Genomic DNA, 17,754 nt, shown 5'->3' with positions numbered 1-17,754 from the left:
CACTTGTCCTCGTAGTCGTCGGGCAGCGAGCGCTCACCCATGCTCGTCTCGACGGTCAGTTCAGGGAATGTATCGCCAATGCCAGGTACGTCAGTTGTCGGTTCGTCCATTTGAGCTGTGTGCTTCGTCATCTACATCTTTTCTTTGGGTAGTATGCTACTAAAGTCCTCTTCTACGAACTATATTTCCTCATTCTGCAATCCCCATCCTCAGGTATAATACATAATTTCTGGTTTTTCACTCGAGTGATCGTACTAGAGATCAAATTTAGGTCTATTCAACTCCCACGTGACCGCCGAGTGCGGTTTGTGTGGTGCCAGATCGGGTGGACATCATAACAGAATCACTTCCATTATCGGAGTTTGCCACGAACCAAGCGACTGACTCGAGGCTGGCCAGTCAGCCATCGACTGACGAGACCGTGACAATGACCGCTGACGAGCGGGTTGCAATGTACTTCATCGAAGATCAGCTAGCAGATCTCACAGATGCGATTCGCGAACCCGTCCAGAACGGCACCGACAGTCTCGGATCATCCTGTCTGCTGGACAGCGTCTCGCCCGAGCGATCGCTCATCCTCGACGACGGGGCCGGCGTCGAGTTCGACCACTACGAAGACGAGGTGTCCGATCCGGATAGCTACCGGTGGCGGCGCTCCGTTCGCGAGCGTCGCAAGCGCTTTGCATACGTGTAGTCGCGACCGAGCGTCTCGGTCGTGATCAACGACGGCTCGATCGACAAGGGCGATCAGCTCGAGGCCGTGGCTGACTCACCGCATATCGGACGCTCAATATCGTGCCTTTCATCGGCAAGGGACGGTACTAGTTCATCAGCTTCAGTGTCTTGGATGAACTGGAGAGTGTCCTTACGAACCTGTGCTCAATCGCCGACGGTGAGGTGTGGTCATAGGCTGGTATAGTGTGTACGGTTTCTAACGCTGTCACGCTCAGCAGCTAGCAGTGATGGTGACAGCGTCGTGTTGAATAGACAGCGCGAATGCACTATGGCCCACTCCGGCAACGGACCGATCGGTTCGCTCGGCCGGTTCGTCGAATGGGCTCCGCGGCGGCAGTTCGACGACGTAGAGATACTTCTCATCACTATGGATGCCGGTGGCAGGATTCTCGATGCCACGTCCGAGTAGGACCAACGGTTGCTCGAGATGCTCCATGTTCAACGGGTTCAGCAAGTGGCGTTTTCATTGTAGAATCTCTACACGTAACCACAACACGTGAGTCCGTCAAGGCAATTGGTTGTATCCGCAACAGTTAGCATTTTATCCGGAATTCTATTTGTGTATGCACTATATATGGGAGGTGACATATCTGGTGTGGTAATGATCGGTGGTGTCTGTTTGGTCTTTTTAGGTCATCTGTTTGCCACTCCATCCAGAGTGTCAAACAATTTTCCTCAAGCCAAAATAGTTAGTTTAGAAGAAGGTAATGCTCTTTTTAACGGTATCTGGAATCAAAATGAATTAATATTCGGTGCGATGATTCTCGGTGGAATAAGTGCGATGGAATCAGTGTATGAACGAGTGTAGTTACCGAATCGAGCGTTCTGGTTCCGCTGTTAATAAAGAAGGCGTACATCCTCATCAACTACTGGCAGAGAGTGTCATAGAAAGACTCGCAAGTGAGTTGTTTCAACTCCCTTTGAGTGAATCAGTCGGTAAGTAGAGGCGGAGGTGTTACCGCTGTGACCGCGAGCGAACGGAGTGAGCGAGCGGGCCGACAACCGACCCGTAGGGGAGAGAGGAGTGCTTTTCATCAACGTTTTGCCGAGCGACCGAGCGGTAGCGAGGGAGCGCAGAGCAAAAGGTTGGCATACCTACTTATCTGGCCATTCACCGTCGAGGAAGCTGTAATCAATACAGCGAGAAGACTTCTATAACACTCTCTCACTAACGTATAGCACGGCAGCTGCTGCNGGCCATTCACCGTCGAGGAAGCTGTAATCAATACAGCGAGAAGACTTCTATAACACTCTCTCACTAACGTATAGCACGGCAGCTGCTGCTCGCCTCGAGCATGCCGACGGCAGTCCACTCGAGGCTATCGACATCCTCGAGATCGGAGAGACGCCTCTCAGTAGGATGGTCCGGAAGGATCTCAAGCCGCTTGGATGGGCCGGGGTGATGGCCGCCAAGCGGGCGAGACAGAGATGAATAAATGATTGGATCTGCCCATGTCGCGCGGGTATGAACGCGACAGTGAGTATGTTTGTCGACATCCTTATCAACCCCCTTCCGATTCCAACACACTCAGAATCGTCCGCTGCTGGTCGCTCGGACCCCAATTTGCGACGCTNGTTTGTCGACATCCTTATCAACCCCCTTCCGATTCCAACACACTCAGAATCGTCCGCTGCTGGTCGCTCGGACCCCAATTTGCGACGCTGTGCGTACCCCCTGCACCCAATTGAGGCCAATAGCCCACGAAACCCGTGGATGGCTGCTCCGATGGCCGGCGTCCGTTCGAGCCGGCTCACCCCCACGTCCACCGTGCGTCGAGTACGTACCGATAGATCCCGCTGAGTGCGATTGCCACTGCATTGCCCAGAAGATATGGGATGCTACCCAACTCGACGAGCAGCAAGAGAATCGCGAGCTGGATCGGGATCGCTGTCCCGCGGACGACGTTCGTCTTGAGGAGGCCAACGAAATATTCTCTGGTGCCGGTGTTCCGGCTCGCTCGGAAGGTCCAGAGGTTGTTGAGGACGTACGAGAGAACGATGGTGATCTCGATAGCGATCAGTCCACCGATCAGGTAATACAGACCGATTTTGTCGACGAACACCCAGAGCAACATCATCTGTACCCCAGCGGCGATTATTCCGACGGCAACGAACCGTCGCAGTTGCGGTGCGATCGGACTGCTGATAAGGTTGCGGAGGAACCGCTGGATCATCTGTAGCCAAGTGCCTGCAGTCGGGTCTCGAGATTCTCGTCGGGCCCGTCACCATCGTCGTCCCCATCCGCCACCGTATCCGCGTTCTGGAGCATATTGGCATGCTCAGTGACGATCGGTACGAGTTCTTCGATTATATCCTGTTGGTCGGGCGTCGGGTCGGTCGCGAGATTCGTTTGTTGGAGTGGATCGTTTGGCCGGTGGTAGAGTTCGCAGTCGTTAGTCGCTACGTTCTCGATATAGGTCCAGTCCCGGGTTCGGGCACTGACGAGGAGGTCACCGTCTTCGAGCGACCGCGGGATCGGTTGTGACGTCACGTCCTCGTCTCGAACGGTGACCGAGACGACGGGCTCGTCAGCCGGCGGCTCATCGCTGCAAACGCTCGGTAGCAACGACGTTCCCGTCCACGTATCCGGTGGCTGGACATCGAGTACGTCTGTGACCGTCGGCGGAAGCGCGTCGAGGCCAACCTGTTGTTCGACCCGTCGGCTCTCCGTTCCAGGGATGTCGACGAGCAACGGTACCCGAATCAGTTCATCGTACAGCTTCGGGTAATGTGCGAGATGGCCATGTTCCTGAAACTCCTCGCCGTGGTCGCCCGCGACGATGACAGCTGTGTCGTCGTCGAGGCCGGTCTCCGAGAGCGTCTCGAGGAGTCGCCCGATACTCGCGTCGACCTGCCGAACGGCCGCCTGATAGAGCGTTCGAAGGTCCTCGAGCGTTCGCTCGCTGACGTCCCAGCCGAGGCCAGTCCGCGTGTGGGCGAGCAACATCCGGTGTGTGCCGACGAGGTTTGACGACACCTCACGGATATAACGAGGTGCGGGAACGTATGGTGTGTGGACATCCATGTAGTGGACCCAGAGGAAAAACGGTGACTCCGTCTCCTGCATAAATGATCGTGCGGCGTGCTCAACGTCGAACATCCGCGATGTGTCCAAAAACGGCCGGTCGTCGGTCTCCCGCTGGAGCCACGACTTGACACGCCGGAGCGGTGACGTCGCTAACTGTAGCCATGCCTCGACCGTCGGATGAGTCGCCAGATACCGGCTGTAGACGCTCGAGCCGACATCCGTGACGAACGATTCGAACTCGTCGAACCCGTCGTCGTAACCCCAGTGTGAGGTCAGAAATCCGTTCGCGGCGTTGAACCCGCCAGTAGAAATGCCGGCCTCCGAGAGCGACTGGGCAAGCGTCGGCGAGTCCTCGATACCGATTCCACCGCCGTCGGCGAATACTGGCCGTGACGCCAACATCGACGGGAACGAAAACGGGGTCCAGTTCCCGGTCGCAAAGGCACGATCGAAGACGGCCCCACGATCCGCAAGCGATTCCAGCACCGGCGTGTGTCGGTCATCGTCGTACGGATTGATCGCATCTGCCCGAAGCGAGTCAACCGTGATGAGTACGACGTTCGAAATAGATTCACCAGCTGTCATAATCTGTCAGTTAGCTGCCTCTTGATCGGTTTGGTTTTGTAACCCGTTGCGATGTCCACCGGACGGATTCCGAAGCGAAAGCACGCTGTGCGGACTGTCTGTGTCCGATGTCAGCCGATGAACAGAAGAGACGCATTGGGTAGTGCTTGATTAGTCAGTTAGCGTATGAGGGTTACGATACTGCCATCGAAATGGACGGACGACTGCATCACCCATCACTCAATATATGTTTCTCAAGACATATTTCGCAACCACTGTCCCCAGTAGTAACCGACGAGAGTCTAGTAGTTGATTCACCCGGAAAGAGCAATCGGGAACCACTTGGCCCACTGCCATACGAAAACGCGACTTGCGCTCCTCGATACACTGCGCTTCAAAGGGAAAGTCCATGATCTCCTCCAGATAGGTTATCCAGCCCACGGCCTGCTCGTCTTGAGTGTAGGCATCGACGATTATCTCCATCTCGATGCGCTCCTCATGCTCTTCGTCTCTATCTGCCATAGTTATACTCTCGGACAAAAGTGCGTAAATCGAAGAGACAGCCAACGAAAATAGAGGGGCGCGAGAGACCGGACAACTGTCCGATGTCGAGCGGCCCGAACACGTCCGACGCCACCGACGGATACTGGCGGGGAAAATCCACCAGGATTTTGCTTCGACAGTATTACCCGCTGTTGGTCGGGGTCGGGCCGCTGGCAGTCCCGGCCCGGACCGTCTTCGCGGCGTAGTAGAGGATGATCGCGGTCACGAACATCGACGAGCCGATCAACAGGACGAAACTCGCGGTGTCGAGGGCGGGCATCTCGAGCCAGCTCTCGAGTTCGCCGAGGGCGACGGCGGCACTGGCGAGCAACAGCATGACGCCGAAGTAGATGGTGACGTCGTCCTCGTCGACGTAGACGGTCGCGGCCGAGCCGATGCGAGCCCCCAGCGCGGAGCCGATCAGCAGCCCCGTCACGATGCCGAGGTCGACGACGCCGTCGAGCCCGTAGGTGAACGCGCCGACGGCACCGGACATGAGCGCGCCGAACAGGCTCGTGCCGACGGCAGCGGCGAGCGGGACTCCGATCAGGTAGTAGATCGCGGGCATCCGCAGGAAGCCCCCGCCGACGCCGAGAAAGCCCGAGACGATTCCGACCCCGCCACCGACGCCGGAGATCGTCCACAGCGAGGCCTCGCTCCCATCGGTGAGCGTCACCATCGGCGGGATATTGTAGGACTTGATCGTCCGTGCGATCTCGGGAATGTCGTCCGGATCGTCGGACTCGCCGTCGGCGTCGTCCGGCCCCGCGAGCGCGCTCCGGACGAACAACAGGCCGACGCCGGCGAGCAACAGCACGTAGACGAACCCGACGATCAGTTCGGCCCGGCCCAGCGCCTCGAGGAAGAACAGGAAGAGCTTGCCCCCCTCGATGCCGAGGACGATACTGAAAAACATCAGGCCACCGAGCTTCCAGTCGACCTGACCGACGTCGTGGTGTTTCAGCGTCGCGATGACGGCTGTCCCGAAGACAAAGGCCATACTCGAGCCGACCGCGACCGGCGCGGAATAACCGAGGATCAACAGCGTGGGCGTCACGAGAAAGGACCCACCCATCCCGAAGAAGCTGAAAAACACCCCGACCATGAAGCCGAACGCAACGAACAACGCCAGCACCTCGGGTCCGAGTCCCAGTACCATCGTTTCTCAGGTGCGTTCGATCGTCTCGAGCGTCGGTCGTGTGACGAGCCGCTCTATGGTACCGGAGCCGATACCGAGACCAAGTGCCGCACGGAAACCGGTACCGAAGAGGACGGCCTCCCGTGTCACAGGGTACGGCGTCGCGAGTTCGCTCATTCCGTCTGCCTCCACGTGACACGTACCCGATCGCAGCTCATTCGTTTTCTCACACTCCCTGTCGGCACAGTGTCGTGATAACGGTTTTGATACTGTCGGCGGCACTGTTTAGTTCAGCATCTCCTGAGACTGTGATCGTAATGGAACAACACTCGAGGGAGCCGACTCAGTATGCACAATCAGCGGTCGTAACCGTCTTACTCCGAACTCGAGAGTAGCTCACCAACGTACTGATCTTCCCACTCACGCCGGGCCTCGAGTTCGCGTTGCCCACGCGCTGTGATCGTGTAGGAGTTCGTCCGACGATCGACTTGGCCTTTCTCGATGAGCCCTTTGTCGACGACCTCGTCGAGATTTGGGTACAGCCGCCCGTGGTGGATCTCGTTCTCGTAGTACTCCTCGAGTTCGTCTTTGATCGCGAGGCCATGTGGCTCGTCTTGGCCGGCAATCACGTACAAGATATCACGCTGGAATTTGGTGAGATCGTACATATCTGAATGTGAGTATATTGATTTGATGAAGATTCCGGGACCAAGTGACACCTTAGAAATTTCTCGTATGTTGAAGATGTGAGAACGACAAGGTAGACTTGCACACGGTCTGCGCCGAACAGGGGCCCAGGTACGGACGGGTTCTAGGCGGTGACTGAGAACCGATGGGCGACAGCGTCGGTGTCAGGGCTCCTCGAGCAGTGACCGGGCACGTTGCACGTAGCTGTTCGCGTCCCAGCTGCGGGCGTCACTGATCTCGTCGAGGAGCATCTGAGCCTCAGCAGCTGACAGCTGCCCGGTTCGAACGAGGACCGAGAACAGCGTCGGCGTTGTGACGAGCCGGGTATCGGCGAGCGAGGCGTGGATCAGGCCGAGTTGATTGAATTCATCACCTGTCTCTTATACACATCTCNNNGATGTGTATAAGAGACAGGTGTACGTCATCATACGAGGCGATTTCTCGGAGTTCCTCGATGACTACTGTTGGGACGATGACCTCGTAGCAGGACAGACAGAGTTCGAGTGGATTGGGGTCGTCGTCAGCAACGACCCCGAGACTCACGAGGGCAGAGGCGCCAGCAACGAGCGTCGACATTTATGTGTCGGCGACCTCGTCGATGAAGTCCTCGTCCAACTGCTGTTTCAACACTCGGAGGTTCGCTGCCTCTTCGGCACCGACGAGCGCTTTGAGTTGCTCGAAGGAAATCTCGTCGTCGTAGTAGGCAGCTGCGATTTCCTGCGTGAGCGCGTCGTCATGAGCCGCCTCTTGGAGGTACTCTCGCAGCGCAGTCACGAGGACATCCGTCCGGTCTTCCCCGAGGACGTCTGCGAGGGCGTCGGTCCGGTCGATAAGTCGGTGGGGCGCCCGGAACTGAACGCGCTTTTTGTCGCTACTCATTATGTGTACATTGTGAGCCAGTCCACTTAGCATTTGTCGTGTGTACAATGTGAGCCACGCTCCCCTCACGTCGACGACCGGTCGGCCGATCGTCAGTCAGATACGATATGCTTCTCGAGGTCGCGTGTCCAGTATGTCGCCGGGCCTCCGGGACTACACCTCGCACACAGCTGTAACGAACCCTCGAGATGGCCGAGTTCGACGTGGAACCGCGTGAGTGCCGCGATCGTGTCGACGACGAGCCCACAGCCGTCGCAGGTGCAGTGATCGAACTCGTCAGGGTCCGGCTCCGTCTGGATAGCGCAGTCGACACAGATCAGGTGGGAGACTCGCTCGTCTTTTCCCCAGGTATGTGCCTCACCGGCCTCGGTGCCGGGCAGGGCGTCGCAGAAGGCACAGCCAGCGAGCGTCTGCTGCATCACTCACCCACCTCGTCGGCATTGCGGGCCGCCGTCCAGCCTTGATGGAAGACAGCAAACTGAGTGCTCGAGTCAAAGGTGGTCCCACTTGGCTCGTGGACGAACACCCACTTGCCAGGGACCGGCGTCACCACACCGTTATCGATGAGTTCCGTAACGAACTGTCGGGCGGTTGGCTCACTGATATCAGCTGTCACGACGCGAGTTGCATCCTGATCACGGGCAACGAGTCTGGCCTCGAACCGGCTGTAATCGTCTGCAGTGTCGTCAATCGGGTTTGGGCCTGTCATTGTAAGTCACATGACGACACGCTGCTGAGCGCGCCTCATGCCTCATGGCGCCAAGAAACTCGCTGCTGGAAGCACAGTCGAGTAGAAGATGGTTCTACTGAAACACTATTCTTCATACATATATTGGTGTGAAACACACGACCACTACACATGCGTATTGAGCGCGTCGTACCTTCTGGGCTCTTTGATACGCAGGTGTTTATCTCTAGGTGCTATCAACAGATATTCTATCTCAGAGACATTCATTCGAAATAATGAAGCGTCGCACGTTCCTTGGACTGGTCGCCAGTACCGGGGTCGTCGGCGTCCTCGGGGCCACAGCCGCGATCGCCGACAAACCCTCCGCTCCACCAGCCACGCACGCCGAGGAGCCAGTTCCTTCAACGGGTCAACGGGACAGTCCCATCGTGGCCACCGATACGACGACAGCGGGACACGAGACGTATGGTTCCGTTCGACAGTCTGCATCGGTTCTCGACCTTGAATTGACCAACCGCTACGCTCTCGTCACCAAGTATCGACTTATCCCAAGAGTGAATGAGACGGGAACCGAGTGGAAGACTGCCTCGCTAACGGTCGAACACGGCTGGAAGTCGGGCTCGCTCGTCTCTCACTCTGGAGACGTTGTTCCAGCTGACGATGGCAACGCCGACTCAAACCTTTACTTGGGTACTGACCGGTCAACGAGGCGGTACCGGTGGGATCTAACGTTTGATACCGCGACGGGGAACTCCCACATCTTTCGCTTCGCCACTGTCGTAAACCGTGAGGAACCACCCGAGACAGGCGATACTCTCGTTGATGCGATGTTCGGGGCGGGCTTCACGAAGGGATTCCTCAGGGCCTCAGAACGGGACCGTGCGACGGCACGACTCGTAATGCAGGGAACGAACGACTAGAGCCGAAGACGCTCACACAAATGTGTTGACCGCTAGGTATCGGCGGTGTTCAGATAAGGATTGAAAGGTGAGGAAGAGCGTTTTCCGAGTGCTCTATGCCCGAAAACGTTCGCCTCAACGGTTGTTGAGTCCTCGGGGTAAACACGTATCTTTTCTTTTCCGTAGACCGGCTAATCCGAAAGCTGACTGTGATGTGACTTGAGCACACCGTCATCGTATCGCAACACCGATGAGGATCCCCCTTGTCAGAAGTGGCGTATCGAAGGTGGCAATCCCGATTACAGCAAGGCAGAATGTGAGGACGCCAGCAGTATCNGGCGTATCGAAGGTGGCAATCCCGATTACAGCAAGGCAGAATGTGAGGACGCCAGCAGTATCGACTGGACTTGCAACTATTCCTCGAGAGGAAGAAGACCCGACGCCATCGGGAAGTAATACTGGCCAGTTAAACTGATCAGTGTCACTCAAAACACTGTTAGGGTCTCTGTCAAAGAAGGCCGTGATGGGGCGTGCATCAACTGTTCGTCTACCAAGATACCGTGGACAAAGAGAAACGGACATGCCTCGATCTCGAGCGGCGATCGTGACTACTACTCCTCGTACGCGAGGTTCATGATCCACTGCGAGAAGGCGTCGCTGTTAGGATCAATCTCTTCCTCGCCGACAAACGGCGAGAGCATATCGCCGGCCATCAGCAGTCTGAAATCGAGGTCTCGTGCGGCCGGCGAGATAAAGTAGGTGTTGTGGCCCTTGTAAACGGTTTCCTCGCGATCGACCCGTTCCTTTTCAACGAGCGATTCGACGATCCGGCTGCCCTTGCGCGAGGAGAATCCAGTTCCTTCCAGAAATCGCTCTGGTGGATGCCGCCAGACTCGCGGATGAGCTCGAGGCCGGCGTGCTCATCCTCGTTGAGTTCGGCTTCGGCCGTGGAACTGCTCATGGTGGCCACCTCGCCGTGTGTACTGCTATAGGCAGGAGTGCATCCATACTATATTCAACACAAGGCGAGATGTTAAAAAGCACCTTTCGTTGACTGTCGATTCGACCGCGATGCCACTCTCGAGTCTCTCGCCGTATTGCTAGATGCAGTACACACCAGCTAGCGTCAAGACCTTGAGAACACGGAGTCCTCCTCGAGTGGACTATCAGAGTCTCATAACAATCGCCTATGGCAGACGTGGCATGGGTGATCCGCCGTGAGTCCAGTAGATACATCCCGTCACTCTGCGAGAATCGTCCTATGCGGATCGATACTGCAGAGCTACGAAAGGGTCTGAGCAAGACGCGCCGATTCGTGCTCGCACACCACCTTCCGTCTGAATTCTATCGGTGTTATTCACCTTCTGTCTTCGGTCACCGTGTTCACATCTGCGCGCGGTGTCTGGGCATCTATCCAGGGATCGCCATGGGATTTCTCTCGTATGGCATCATGTTTCGAGGCACCGATGCGCTTTTTGCTGTTGCGTTGCTGCCTGTTCCCTCGTTTGTCGACTGGGCAGTTACGACGTTCCGCGACCGGCGGGGCTATAATATCGTTCGAACTGTAACCGGTGCGTTACTCGGCTCTGGATACGGACTTGGACTCGCGTTGTTGCTGTTCGAATCTTCGCTTACCGTTCTCGGTATTGGTCTCGTATATGGTATCATCGCTTTCAGTTCGATCTTATCTTCGTGGTGATGCGAGTCCGAACGATCAGGTACTTATGTCGAGTCTGAGAAGAAGTCAGTCCTCACTACATGAAGTACTGTATTAATTGTGGCGAGCAGATCGCCGACGATGCAGAGGTGTGTACCAACTGCGGGGTCAATCAAACCATATCTCTCGAGGGAAGTTACGACGAGCGGGCTGAAAACGAGAAGTACTGTGTCGAGTGCGGGACCCTGATAGCCAAGCAGGCGGAAATCTGTCCGGACTGTGGTGTTCGACAGCCTTCCGTGCAGGGATCGACAGATTCAGACAAGATCGCGGCCGGCGTTCTGGCGCTACTACTCGGCGGCTTGGGGGCACATAAATTTTACCAGGGCAACATGAAACTCGGCGTACTCTACCTCTGTTTCTTCTGGACGGGTATCCCCGCAGTGCTTGGCCTGGTTGAGGGAATTCTGATGCTTATCGCCGACGATACCGAGTACGAGGAAAAGTACGCCGACGGAAGTCTGCTTGGACGATAACACCGTCCCGAACACGGAAGACTGTCAGTCCTTCTTCTCTACAGGCAGAGCAGGCCGAGTGCCTCGGGGCGTGACCTCGAGGCGGTTCACTGTTTGCGCTCGAGTTCTGAGAGCGCCTTGATTCGTTCGTCGGTTGGAGGGTGTGTTCCAAAGAGATAGCGTTTAAGTCGGTGTGTCCACCTTCTGAGCCACCAATACGACGGCTCAGTGTCTCCGTCTGGTCCAAGCATGACTTTTTCAGGTTCCTTTGGGTCAAGTGGCAGAACGGACAACGAAGAGACACTCGAAGCTTCACGAAGATCACGAGTTGGTGTGCCTGCGATTTCTTCATCGAGTCGTTGGAGTGCAATGGCGAGGGCAGCAGGCGACCCGGTAACCTCTGCGGCTGCCTGATCTGCTGCTCGTTCTCTGGCTCGAGACAGACGAGCCGTGATCGTTCTCCCGACAACCCAAACGCTGGTTGACAAAAACCCAAGCGGCACGGTCACAATACCAACTGCCCCTGGATTTTCTATCTGCGTGACCCGTGATCGCAGTCCATCAGCGAGAACAACAGGAAGTGACACAACCGTCATGATCATCGCGTCTCGGTTTCTGACGTGAGCGAGTTCGTGCGCAATCACTGCCTCGAGTTCCTCCTGCCCGTCCAGTGCCTTGATTGTCCCAAGAGAGAGTACCAGATGGATGTTTTCTGGTCGGAACCCAATCGCTAATGCTTCAGGCACATCTCGGTCAGAGATAGCAATCGTTGGGACAGGGACGTTGAGTTGGGCAGCAACTCGCGTCGTTATTTGATACAATTCCGGTGCCGTCTCTCGATCCACTGGATAGGCATCTGCACGTCGTTCGATCGTTTCGAGCTGCCTGTACTCGAGATAGCCGATCGTCACAAGCGTTGCAACAGTAATAGTGCCCGCTATCTGAGTGGCATGCGAATTCTCAAAAAAGACGAGTACACCGTAGAAGACAACCCACACTCCCAGAAGGAATCCAACTGAGACGAAGGCAAGTCCAAGGAGGGCAGCGACCATCCGTAATTGAAGAGTGGTTGGTCTGGAGGGCATGGTAGTTAAACTTGAGTGTTTATTCAAAGTATTTATTATATCAGTAGATGGCGATGGTGAGACAGTTTCGTTGTTCAGAATTGGTGACGAAACAGAAACACTTAATTCGATAACTACGACTGCTTGTTAATCGAGGTTGGAGATCAGTTCAGGTAAGACAGTGTGCAAACCAAACATATATTCAAATTCCTGAATGTTTATGAGATGAGATAATTAATGTTATATGTGAGTGCTGTTTTTCAGTCGCCACTTCGGAGAACCATTCTAGGNATATATTCAAATTCCTGAATGTTTATGAGATGAGATAATTAATGTTATATGTGAGTGCTGTTTTTCAGTCGCCACTTCGGAGAACCATTCTAGGACTGTCCATTGGTTTAGGAGTGGGACTATTAATCGGAGTCATCGGGCAGGGGGAGTCTTGGCAAGAGGCAATTGCCCCCGCCATTGGGAATGCAATCGGTCTCGCATTCACGTTCTATATTGTTTTTCCACGAGACGTAACGGATAGTCGTTGATTATCGAATGAGGATACGTTCGCACGTGTAGTGACCAGCAGTTCCGCCATGATAAGCGTATAAATAAGAAGATCTCGACTGAGTCTCAGTTTGTGATCGGTCGGGTATCTATTTGTCACTCGAAGTTAATTCTTGAAACGACATGCATTATCTTGGTTCCCCTCTAGTCCGTCCGGTTCTCAATTATTCGAGGTGAAATCCGTCATGACGTTGCTCCCAACTCGTGCCGGCCTTTTTGTCCGGACAGTCATTGCCGGTGTTAGCTGTCTGTTCCTCTCGAGTGGTGTCGTCGTCGCTGTCCTCTTGTTGATTGGCGTCCCGATCTACGCTGGGGCTCACTACGGTGTTGAGGTGCTTTCCTCACTAGCGATCCTCTCTGGTTCTGATTTCCGTCTCGCCGCCGAGCCGCTCGCTGTAGCACTCGTAGTTGCGGTCGGGATGCCTTGTTTGGCGGCTGTCGAATTGTCGCTGCGGACCGTCCGTACCGCTCGCGAGCGCTCCGCACCGGCTGGTGCACTTGCCCAGGGGGTTGTCGAACTCGCCTCGTACGTGCTGTTGCTTTCGTCGTTACTGATTGTGCTAAGTACTCTGCCGTTCCTTCGTTCAGTACTGCCTACTCCGCTGTTCGGACTCTTGGTCCTGCTCGGCTTCTTTTATTTGCTGATGGCTGGATACCTCTGGGCTGCCCACGAATGGATCCGTTCGAAAGACGAGGTGAACGATGAGCGCACGACCGGCGGTAATTGGCTCGTCATCGGGATTTTTATCGTCGGCTATCTCAGTATGGCCTATTGGGTTGGGTTCGCACTGCTCGTTGTCGCTGCACTTGTTTGGCTCGTTTTCGGATCGATAATCGTTCCCAATCATGTCGATGGGGTGCGAAACGCCATCGAGCGCCGCGCCGCCGAAATCGCCGAGGAGGAACCTGTCGACCCAGCAGCCGCCTACGGCATCACGGACGAGGTCATATGGGTGCGTACCAGACTTGAGCAAACTACAGATCTGCGACCGACCATTCTAGTGACCGTCACAGGAATCGTCATAGTCGGAGCCAGTTACTGGGCAGCAACTCTCGTATCAGTCGAAACTGTTGTCGTCTCAGTGGCCGCCGTGAGTGCTGTCGCGTTCGTTGGCATCCACGTCGGCGCTACAATACGCACGGAGTTTACAGGCAACAACGCTGTTCTCCGAGATCTCGAGGACCGATTCGATCTCGAGGCGCTCACGGTCACGGACATCGAGTCGGTCGATCAGATTGATGGTACAGCGGGATCTACCTCTGACTCTGCCCGGAAAGTCGATGTGAATGCATCCCTCGAGTCGATTGTCACTCGACTCGCTGGCCAGGTCGATCTGCCGCCGCCCGAGATTCGAGTACTCGAGCACGGAACACCCGTCGCGCTGACAGTGGGCTATCGTCCCGCTGTCTCGACGCTTGTTCTCTCTAGAGGGTTGATCGAGACGCTTGAGCACCACGAACTCGAGGCTGCTATCGCTCACGAACTCGCCCACGTTGCCAACCGAGACGCCGCGGTGCTCACTGCGCTATCGGCGCCCAGTGCTGTTGCACGACTTGCTCGTAGTCGATACGGCTACAACCCTGTCATCGAACCACTAGCGATGTTGGTTGGAACCGTCAGCCGGTGGTACGTTGCTCTCGTCTCCCGTGGCCGAGAGTACGCTGCCGACGACGGCGCGGTCGCGATTACTGGCGACTCAGCCGCACTCGCAAGCGCGCTTGAGTCGCTTGATGCTGACCTCGAGCGTCGCCCATCGACTGATCTTCGCGAGCGGGATACGGCTACTGCGTTCGCTATTGTCCCGCCACCGTGGGAGAAACATCCATTCTTCGATCGGACGCGACGGTTTATTTCGCGTCGGGTCTTCGGTACGCATCCGCCAACCGAGAAGCGTATCGACCGGCTTCGCGCTCAAGTGTGACCGGCACTTGATTCGAATCACCAGCTATATCCAACAAATCACGATTGAAACCGCCTACGTACAGGAATTCCCAGACTGCAATGGTCCCTGGTGCAACGGCAACCGTATATCGGAGTGTCAACAGCTTTAACACTGGGTGTAAAGTACGTTTGACTGTAAAGGAGACTTTACACCATATGGCCGATCATAGAATCATCGCCGCCGGACTTACCCGTCAGAAGTATCGGGGCCTCGTATACGGGATCGCTGGACTAGCGATACTCGGCCTGCTTGCCGGATTTGTACTCGACCAGCACTTTGCCGGTACGATCATCTACCTGCTTGGCGCATGGACCGCCGGCGGGATCGCCGTCCTCGCACCGATGTTGAGTGAGGCGACACTTCAAGACGAGCGAGACTGGGAGTTACATAACCGTGCCAGCGGGATCCTGATCGGTGTCACGATGCTGATCGGCCTGAGTATGCTTCCGGCCCTATACGTCCTTGATGCCGGTAGCTACATCGAAATCACGGGGACAGTCTCGGGCGTGATATTCACTCTTTCGGCACTCTTCCTGTTGTATGGTGTCTGTCTTGGAATCGCGAAACGCCGTATCTAAGCTATGCAGAACGATCTCTCCAAGCGACGTGAAGATGAAGGACTGAGTCAGGGTGAACTCGCCGAAGCAGTCGGCGTGACCCGTCAGACAATCAATGCAATCGAACGCAACCGGTACGATCCGTCACTAGAGCTCGCGTTCAAACTCGCAGCACACTTTAACTGTAGCATCGAAGACATATTCGGCCCAGAAGGACAATGAACATCTCTGTACGTGGAACACCAGTCGCAGTTACGGCAGGAACGGTCATCTTCACAGTAATCGGGCTCGCACTCGTCGGGTATGGCGGATACGACTACGTCCAGCAGACACAAACGGTGGATGATTCTGTCGAAGTTGAAGCCACCATCGTTGAGACATCGGTCACGGAAGTCGAAAGCGGTCGGAGCGGTATCAAGTACGACACCCACACCGAGTTCACATACCGGTATCAGGGTACCGAGTACAGAAGCGACCAGATAGTCCCCGGAAGTTTCGACGAGACGTATGACACGAGGAGGGAGGCGGAATCAGCGCTGGAGCCGTACGAAGACGGGGATACGGTAACGGCATACGTCGATCCTGACGCCCCGGGGGAAGGGTTCTTGGAGCAGCGAACGTCACAGGGACCATTACAGTTCATGGCTATCGGCGGCCTACTGCTACTCGTCACTACGCTTGACGCTGTCGGCACACGGAAACCAGGGCAGGGGACAGATCTTCAGCCGGTGGACAGACACGAACAACAGCGGTATTCCACACTGTTCGGTGTCGACCGTGAGACGGTCAACCGCGTTAGCAAACAGTTGATGGCTGGTGCGGTGGCCGTTTTACCGCTCTCGCTGGGCGGGGTAGTGCTCGTCCTCCTCGGCACGGAGTCGGGATCGGGGACCGGTTCAGACCTGCAGGTCACACTCTTGGATCCGGTTGGCTTCCTGTTAGGAACGGCGTTTTTCGCGGTGCTCGTGTTGCTTGTGTCAGTGCTTCTCTACGGTGTCTGGTCGTTCACCGAGTATCGACGTCTCCGTGACCGGATCCCGGAGCCGCGGCCGCCAAGCCCGTTCAAGCATCCGACTCGGCTTGTCACGATTCTCTTGGGAAACCACGACCTCGATACCTACGGGAAACGCGTCCAGAGAACCGGATTCGCTTTCGTAGTAGCGCTCTTTTTCACCGTAGTGATCCTGCAACTGCTCGTGTTCTGAACTGGACGCTGTTACTCAATTATCTAAAGGACGAAGGGATTTTTGTTGGTCGTAGACAGTCACTCGTTTTCAAGGGCGTCAAGGATACAGGCGGAGGCGATGACGGCCTCTTTTGGGACGTCGCTGGCGTCATCGATGCTGACCATGTAGGCGTCTCGCAGTGAGAGCCTTCCCTCAATGTCGCCGACGTGGTTTCCGCTGGCGTCGAATATCTCGTACTTGTTCGGGATGAGGTCCGCAACGGAGACGAGGTGTCGGAGTGCCGAGAGAGGCTTGCTCTTCGATTGGATAGTCGCCAACGCCTCCCCGGTGTCGGGGTCACGGATTGTCCAGTTCTCGACGAACAGCGAGAAGTCCTCGTCGAGGACGACGACCTCTTCGCCGGTTCCCGCGTCCGTGATCGCGTAGTTCCCCGCCACGTCCATAATACCGCCCGCCTTCACCGTGAACGCGTCCTCGCCGTCACCGGTGACGAACGGGAATTCCTCTTTCATCTTGAATATCTTCTGCTTCCCGCGCAGGACGACGTTACCAGCGCTGTCACCGGTCTCGAGATCAGCATCAGTTCGGAGTTGAACTGTCCCACGAGACTGCAGAATCGGAGCGTGGGCAACGACGAGTAACCCAGCTGCGACGATGACCGCTGGCAGCAGTGATGTCATCGAGTATGTCCAAGGAACAGCGACACTGCGATCACGACAACAAGAGCACTCAGAGGGCGTTCACGGTCGAGGTATCGGTTTGCAACCGTGACCGCCTCCTGTGGACGTTCAGTGTCGTTTGTGGAGGACATGTAGAAACATTCTTGTAGATACAGCTAGCTCTAATGATGATTTCTACATTCCTTGTGGATGGGTTTGGTGCGTGCAGTTCAGTCCTGCTAACTGACCTATGTCTCATCGTTCAGTGACGAGAAGTGGATGAGACTGGCGCTCTCATTGCAGACGATGTGGGCATCCAGAGTTACAGTCAGTGTGATTATGACTGACTCAACTGCTCAGTAGATATGCGTACTGTTTGATGTTCTCCAGTACGTGACACTCAGATTACGCCGTCACCATACCTGCTTATGGAGCGAGGAGATGTCTTTCCCC

Annotated in this window: 20 protein-coding genes and 2 pseudogenes; 9 read left to right on the top strand and 13 right to left on the bottom strand. The window is 55.8% G+C overall.

Going from position 1 to position 17,754, the window contains the following annotated elements:
* Positions 1 to 427: 427 nt before the first annotated feature.
* Both C476_RS19545 and C476_RS18535 read left to right on the top strand, forming a co-directional pair.
* Positions 428 to 694 carry a hypothetical protein gene (locus C476_RS19545; protein ID WP_008014992.1) on the top strand — a complete coding sequence of 89 codons (267 nt, stop codon included), beginning with the start codon at positions 428 to 430 and terminating at the stop codon, positions 692 to 694.
* A 615-nt stretch (positions 695 to 1,309) separates the two neighbouring features.
* Positions 1,310 to 1,543, top strand: a complete 234-nt coding sequence (locus C476_RS18535; protein WP_152418245.1) for a hypothetical protein — start codon at positions 1,310 to 1,312, stop codon at positions 1,541 to 1,543.
* A 943-nt stretch (positions 1,544 to 2,486) separates the two neighbouring features.
* Here the strand turns inward: C476_RS18535 and C476_RS16490 are convergent.
* The 10 genes and pseudogenes from C476_RS16490 to C476_RS16445 all read right to left on the bottom strand — a co-directional run bounded on the left by C476_RS16490 (position 2,487) and on the right by C476_RS16445 (position 8,283).
* Entirely contained in the window at positions 2,487 to 2,909 is a 423-nt protein-coding gene (locus C476_RS16490; protein ID WP_008014991.1) for a GtrA family protein, read from the bottom strand.
* Positions 2,906 to 4,348 carry a sulfatase-like hydrolase/transferase gene (locus C476_RS16485; protein WP_008014989.1) on the bottom strand — a complete coding sequence of 481 codons (1,443 nt, stop codon included), beginning with the start codon at positions 4,346 to 4,348 and terminating at the stop codon, positions 2,906 to 2,908. The genes C476_RS16490 and C476_RS16485 overlap by 4 nt, the downstream gene beginning before the upstream one ends.
* 219 nt (positions 4,349 to 4,567) lie before the next feature.
* Positions 4,568 to 4,849, bottom strand: a complete 282-nt coding sequence (locus C476_RS19535; protein ID WP_008014987.1) for a calcium-binding protein — start codon at positions 4,847 to 4,849, stop codon at positions 4,568 to 4,570.
* A gap of 163 nt (positions 4,850 to 5,012) precedes the next feature.
* Positions 5,013 to 6,029, bottom strand: coding sequence for a sulfite exporter TauE/SafE family protein (locus C476_RS16475; RefSeq protein WP_008014984.1), 1,017 nt, complete (start codon positions 6,027 to 6,029; stop codon positions 5,013 to 5,015).
* A gap of 6 nt (positions 6,030 to 6,035) precedes the next feature.
* Positions 6,036 to 6,185, bottom strand: coding sequence for a hypothetical protein (locus C476_RS18780; protein ID WP_160162912.1), 150 nt, complete (start codon positions 6,183 to 6,185; stop codon positions 6,036 to 6,038).
* A gap of 197 nt (positions 6,186 to 6,382) precedes the next feature.
* Positions 6,383 to 6,676, bottom strand: a complete 294-nt coding sequence (locus tag C476_RS16470; protein WP_008014982.1) for a PadR family transcriptional regulator — start codon at positions 6,674 to 6,676, stop codon at positions 6,383 to 6,385.
* A gap of 183 nt (positions 6,677 to 6,859) precedes the next feature.
* Positions 6,860 to 7,069, bottom strand: a pseudogene (locus C476_RS19860) (hypothetical protein); the annotation flags it as partial.
* Positions 7,070 to 7,271: 202 nt separating this feature from the next.
* Positions 7,272 to 7,574 carry a hypothetical protein gene (locus tag C476_RS16455; RefSeq protein ID WP_008014980.1) on the bottom strand — a complete coding sequence of 101 codons (303 nt, stop codon included), beginning with the start codon at positions 7,572 to 7,574 and terminating at the stop codon, positions 7,272 to 7,274.
* 92 nt (positions 7,575 to 7,666) lie between these two features.
* Positions 7,667 to 7,993, bottom strand: a complete 327-nt coding sequence (locus C476_RS16450) for a DUF7558 family protein (protein WP_008014979.1) — start codon at positions 7,991 to 7,993, stop codon at positions 7,667 to 7,669.
* On the bottom strand, positions 7,993 to 8,283 hold the full coding sequence (locus tag C476_RS16445) for a hypothetical protein (protein WP_008014977.1): 291 nt from the start codon (positions 8,281 to 8,283) through the stop codon (positions 7,993 to 7,995). The genes C476_RS16450 and C476_RS16445 overlap by 1 nt, the downstream gene beginning before the upstream one ends.
* A gap of 254 nt (positions 8,284 to 8,537) precedes the next feature.
* Between C476_RS16445 and C476_RS16440 the strand changes: the two genes are divergently transcribed.
* Entirely contained in the window at positions 8,538 to 9,182 is a 645-nt protein-coding gene (locus C476_RS16440) for a hypothetical protein (protein ID WP_008014975.1), read from the top strand.
* Between the two features lie 590 nt (positions 9,183 to 9,772).
* On the opposite strand, the pseudogene C476_RS16435 reads toward C476_RS16440, so the two are convergent.
* Positions 9,773 to 10,122: pseudogene (locus tag C476_RS16435) on the bottom strand (helix-turn-helix transcriptional regulator).
* A 228-nt stretch (positions 10,123 to 10,350) separates the two neighbouring features.
* Here C476_RS16435 and C476_RS18035 point away from each other — a divergent pair.
* Together C476_RS18035 and C476_RS16430 are read left to right on the top strand one after the other, a co-directional pair.
* On the top strand, positions 10,351 to 10,860 hold the full coding sequence (locus tag C476_RS18035; RefSeq protein ID WP_309545802.1) for a DUF2085 domain-containing protein: 510 nt from the start codon (positions 10,351 to 10,353) through the stop codon (positions 10,858 to 10,860).
* Between the two features lie 59 nt (positions 10,861 to 10,919).
* Positions 10,920 to 11,354 carry a TM2 domain-containing protein gene (locus C476_RS16430; RefSeq protein ID WP_008014969.1) on the top strand — a complete coding sequence of 145 codons (435 nt, stop codon included), beginning with the start codon at positions 10,920 to 10,922 and terminating at the stop codon, positions 11,352 to 11,354.
* 86 nt (positions 11,355 to 11,440) lie between these two features.
* On the opposite strand, the gene C476_RS16425 is transcribed toward C476_RS16430, so the two are convergent.
* Positions 11,441 to 12,418 (bottom strand): M48 family metallopeptidase, encoded by a 978-nt coding sequence (locus C476_RS16425; RefSeq protein ID WP_049912029.1) that lies wholly within the window; start codon positions 12,416 to 12,418, stop codon positions 11,441 to 11,443.
* A 722-nt stretch (positions 12,419 to 13,140) separates the two neighbouring features.
* Here C476_RS16425 and C476_RS16420 point away from each other — a divergent pair.
* The 4 genes from C476_RS16420 to C476_RS16405 all read left to right on the top strand — a co-directional run bounded on the left by C476_RS16420 (position 13,141) and on the right by C476_RS16405 (position 16,660).
* Positions 13,141 to 14,877 carry a M48 family metallopeptidase gene (locus C476_RS16420; protein WP_008014965.1) on the top strand — a complete coding sequence of 579 codons (1,737 nt, stop codon included), beginning with the start codon at positions 13,141 to 13,143 and terminating at the stop codon, positions 14,875 to 14,877.
* 176 nt (positions 14,878 to 15,053) lie between these two features.
* Entirely contained in the window at positions 15,054 to 15,476 is a 423-nt protein-coding gene (locus C476_RS16415) for a hypothetical protein (protein ID WP_008014963.1), read from the top strand.
* A 3-nt stretch (positions 15,477 to 15,479) separates the two neighbouring features.
* Positions 15,480 to 15,677 (top strand): helix-turn-helix transcriptional regulator, encoded by a 198-nt coding sequence (locus C476_RS16410; RefSeq protein ID WP_008014961.1) that lies wholly within the window; start codon positions 15,480 to 15,482, stop codon positions 15,675 to 15,677.
* Positions 15,674 to 16,660, top strand: coding sequence for a DUF3592 domain-containing protein (locus tag C476_RS16405; protein WP_008014959.1), 987 nt, complete (start codon positions 15,674 to 15,676; stop codon positions 16,658 to 16,660). Before C476_RS16410 ends, C476_RS16405 begins: the two co-directional genes overlap by 4 nt.
* A gap of 59 nt (positions 16,661 to 16,719) precedes the next feature.
* Here the strand turns inward: C476_RS16405 and C476_RS19525 are convergent, their stop codons facing one another.
* Complete coding sequence (locus C476_RS19525; RefSeq protein ID WP_008014958.1) at positions 16,720 to 17,322, bottom strand: LURP-one-related/scramblase family protein; 603 nt, start codon at positions 17,320 to 17,322, stop codon at positions 16,720 to 16,722.
* Between the last annotated feature and the right edge of the window lie 432 nt (positions 17,323 to 17,754).

Origin of the sequence: Natrinema limicola JCM 13563 (assembly GCF_000337475.1) — an archaeon.
Taxonomy (GTDB): Archaea; Halobacteriota; Halobacteria; order Halobacteriales; family Natrialbaceae; genus Natrinema; species Natrinema limicola.
The sequence above is the reverse complement of the archived record's forward strand: the minus strand, read 5'-3'. Positions and strand labels throughout refer to the sequence as shown.

Coding starts and splice junctions, on each gene's coding strand:
- C476_RS19545 (WP_008014992.1), top strand. CDS start 428: ATGACCGCTGACGAGCGGGTTGCAATGTACTTCATCGAAGATCAGCTA.
- C476_RS18535 (WP_152418245.1), top strand. CDS start 1,310: ATGGGAGGTGACATATCTGGTGTGGTAATGATCGGTGGTGTCTGTTTG.
- C476_RS16490 (WP_008014991.1), bottom strand. CDS start 2,909: ATGATCCAGCGGTTCCTCCGCAACCTTATCAGCAGTCCGATCGCACCG.
- C476_RS16485 (WP_008014989.1), bottom strand. CDS start 4,348: ATGACAGCTGGTGAATCTATTTCGAACGTCGTACTCATCACGGTTGAC.
- C476_RS19535 (WP_008014987.1), bottom strand. CDS start 4,849: ATGGCAGATAGAGACGAAGAGCATGAGGAGCGCATCGAGATGGAGATA.
- C476_RS16475 (WP_008014984.1), bottom strand. CDS start 6,029: ATGGTACTGGGACTCGGACCCGAGGTGCTGGCGTTGTTCGTTGCGTTC.
- C476_RS18780 (WP_160162912.1), bottom strand. CDS start 6,185: ATGAGCGAACTCGCGACGCCGTACCCTGTGACACGGGAGGCCGTCCTC.
- C476_RS16470 (WP_008014982.1), bottom strand. CDS start 6,676: ATGTACGATCTCACCAAATTCCAGCGTGATATCTTGTACGTGATTGCC.
- C476_RS16455 (WP_008014980.1), bottom strand. CDS start 7,574: ATGAGTAGCGACAAAAAGCGCGTTCAGTTCCGGGCGCCCCACCGACTT.
- C476_RS16450 (WP_008014979.1), bottom strand. CDS start 7,993: ATGCAGCAGACGCTCGCTGGCTGTGCCTTCTGCGACGCCCTGCCCGGC.
- C476_RS16445 (WP_008014977.1), bottom strand. CDS start 8,283: ATGACAGGCCCAAACCCGATTGACGACACTGCAGACGATTACAGCCGG.
- C476_RS16440 (WP_008014975.1), top strand. CDS start 8,538: ATGAAGCGTCGCACGTTCCTTGGACTGGTCGCCAGTACCGGGGTCGTC.
- C476_RS18035 (WP_309545802.1), top strand. CDS start 10,351: ATGGCAGACGTGGCATGGGTGATCCGCCGTGAGTCCAGTAGATACATC.
- C476_RS16430 (WP_008014969.1), top strand. CDS start 10,920: ATGAAGTACTGTATTAATTGTGGCGAGCAGATCGCCGACGATGCAGAG.
- C476_RS16425 (WP_049912029.1), bottom strand. CDS start 12,418: ATGCCCTCCAGACCAACCACTCTTCAATTACGGATGGTCGCTGCCCTC.
- C476_RS16420 (WP_008014965.1), top strand. CDS start 13,141: ATGACGTTGCTCCCAACTCGTGCCGGCCTTTTTGTCCGGACAGTCATT.
- C476_RS16415 (WP_008014963.1), top strand. CDS start 15,054: ATGGCCGATCATAGAATCATCGCCGCCGGACTTACCCGTCAGAAGTAT.
- C476_RS16410 (WP_008014961.1), top strand. CDS start 15,480: ATGCAGAACGATCTCTCCAAGCGACGTGAAGATGAAGGACTGAGTCAG.
- C476_RS16405 (WP_008014959.1), top strand. CDS start 15,674: ATGAACATCTCTGTACGTGGAACACCAGTCGCAGTTACGGCAGGAACG.
- C476_RS19525 (WP_008014958.1), bottom strand. CDS start 17,322: ATGACATCACTGCTGCCAGCGGTCATCGTCGCAGCTGGGTTACTCGTC.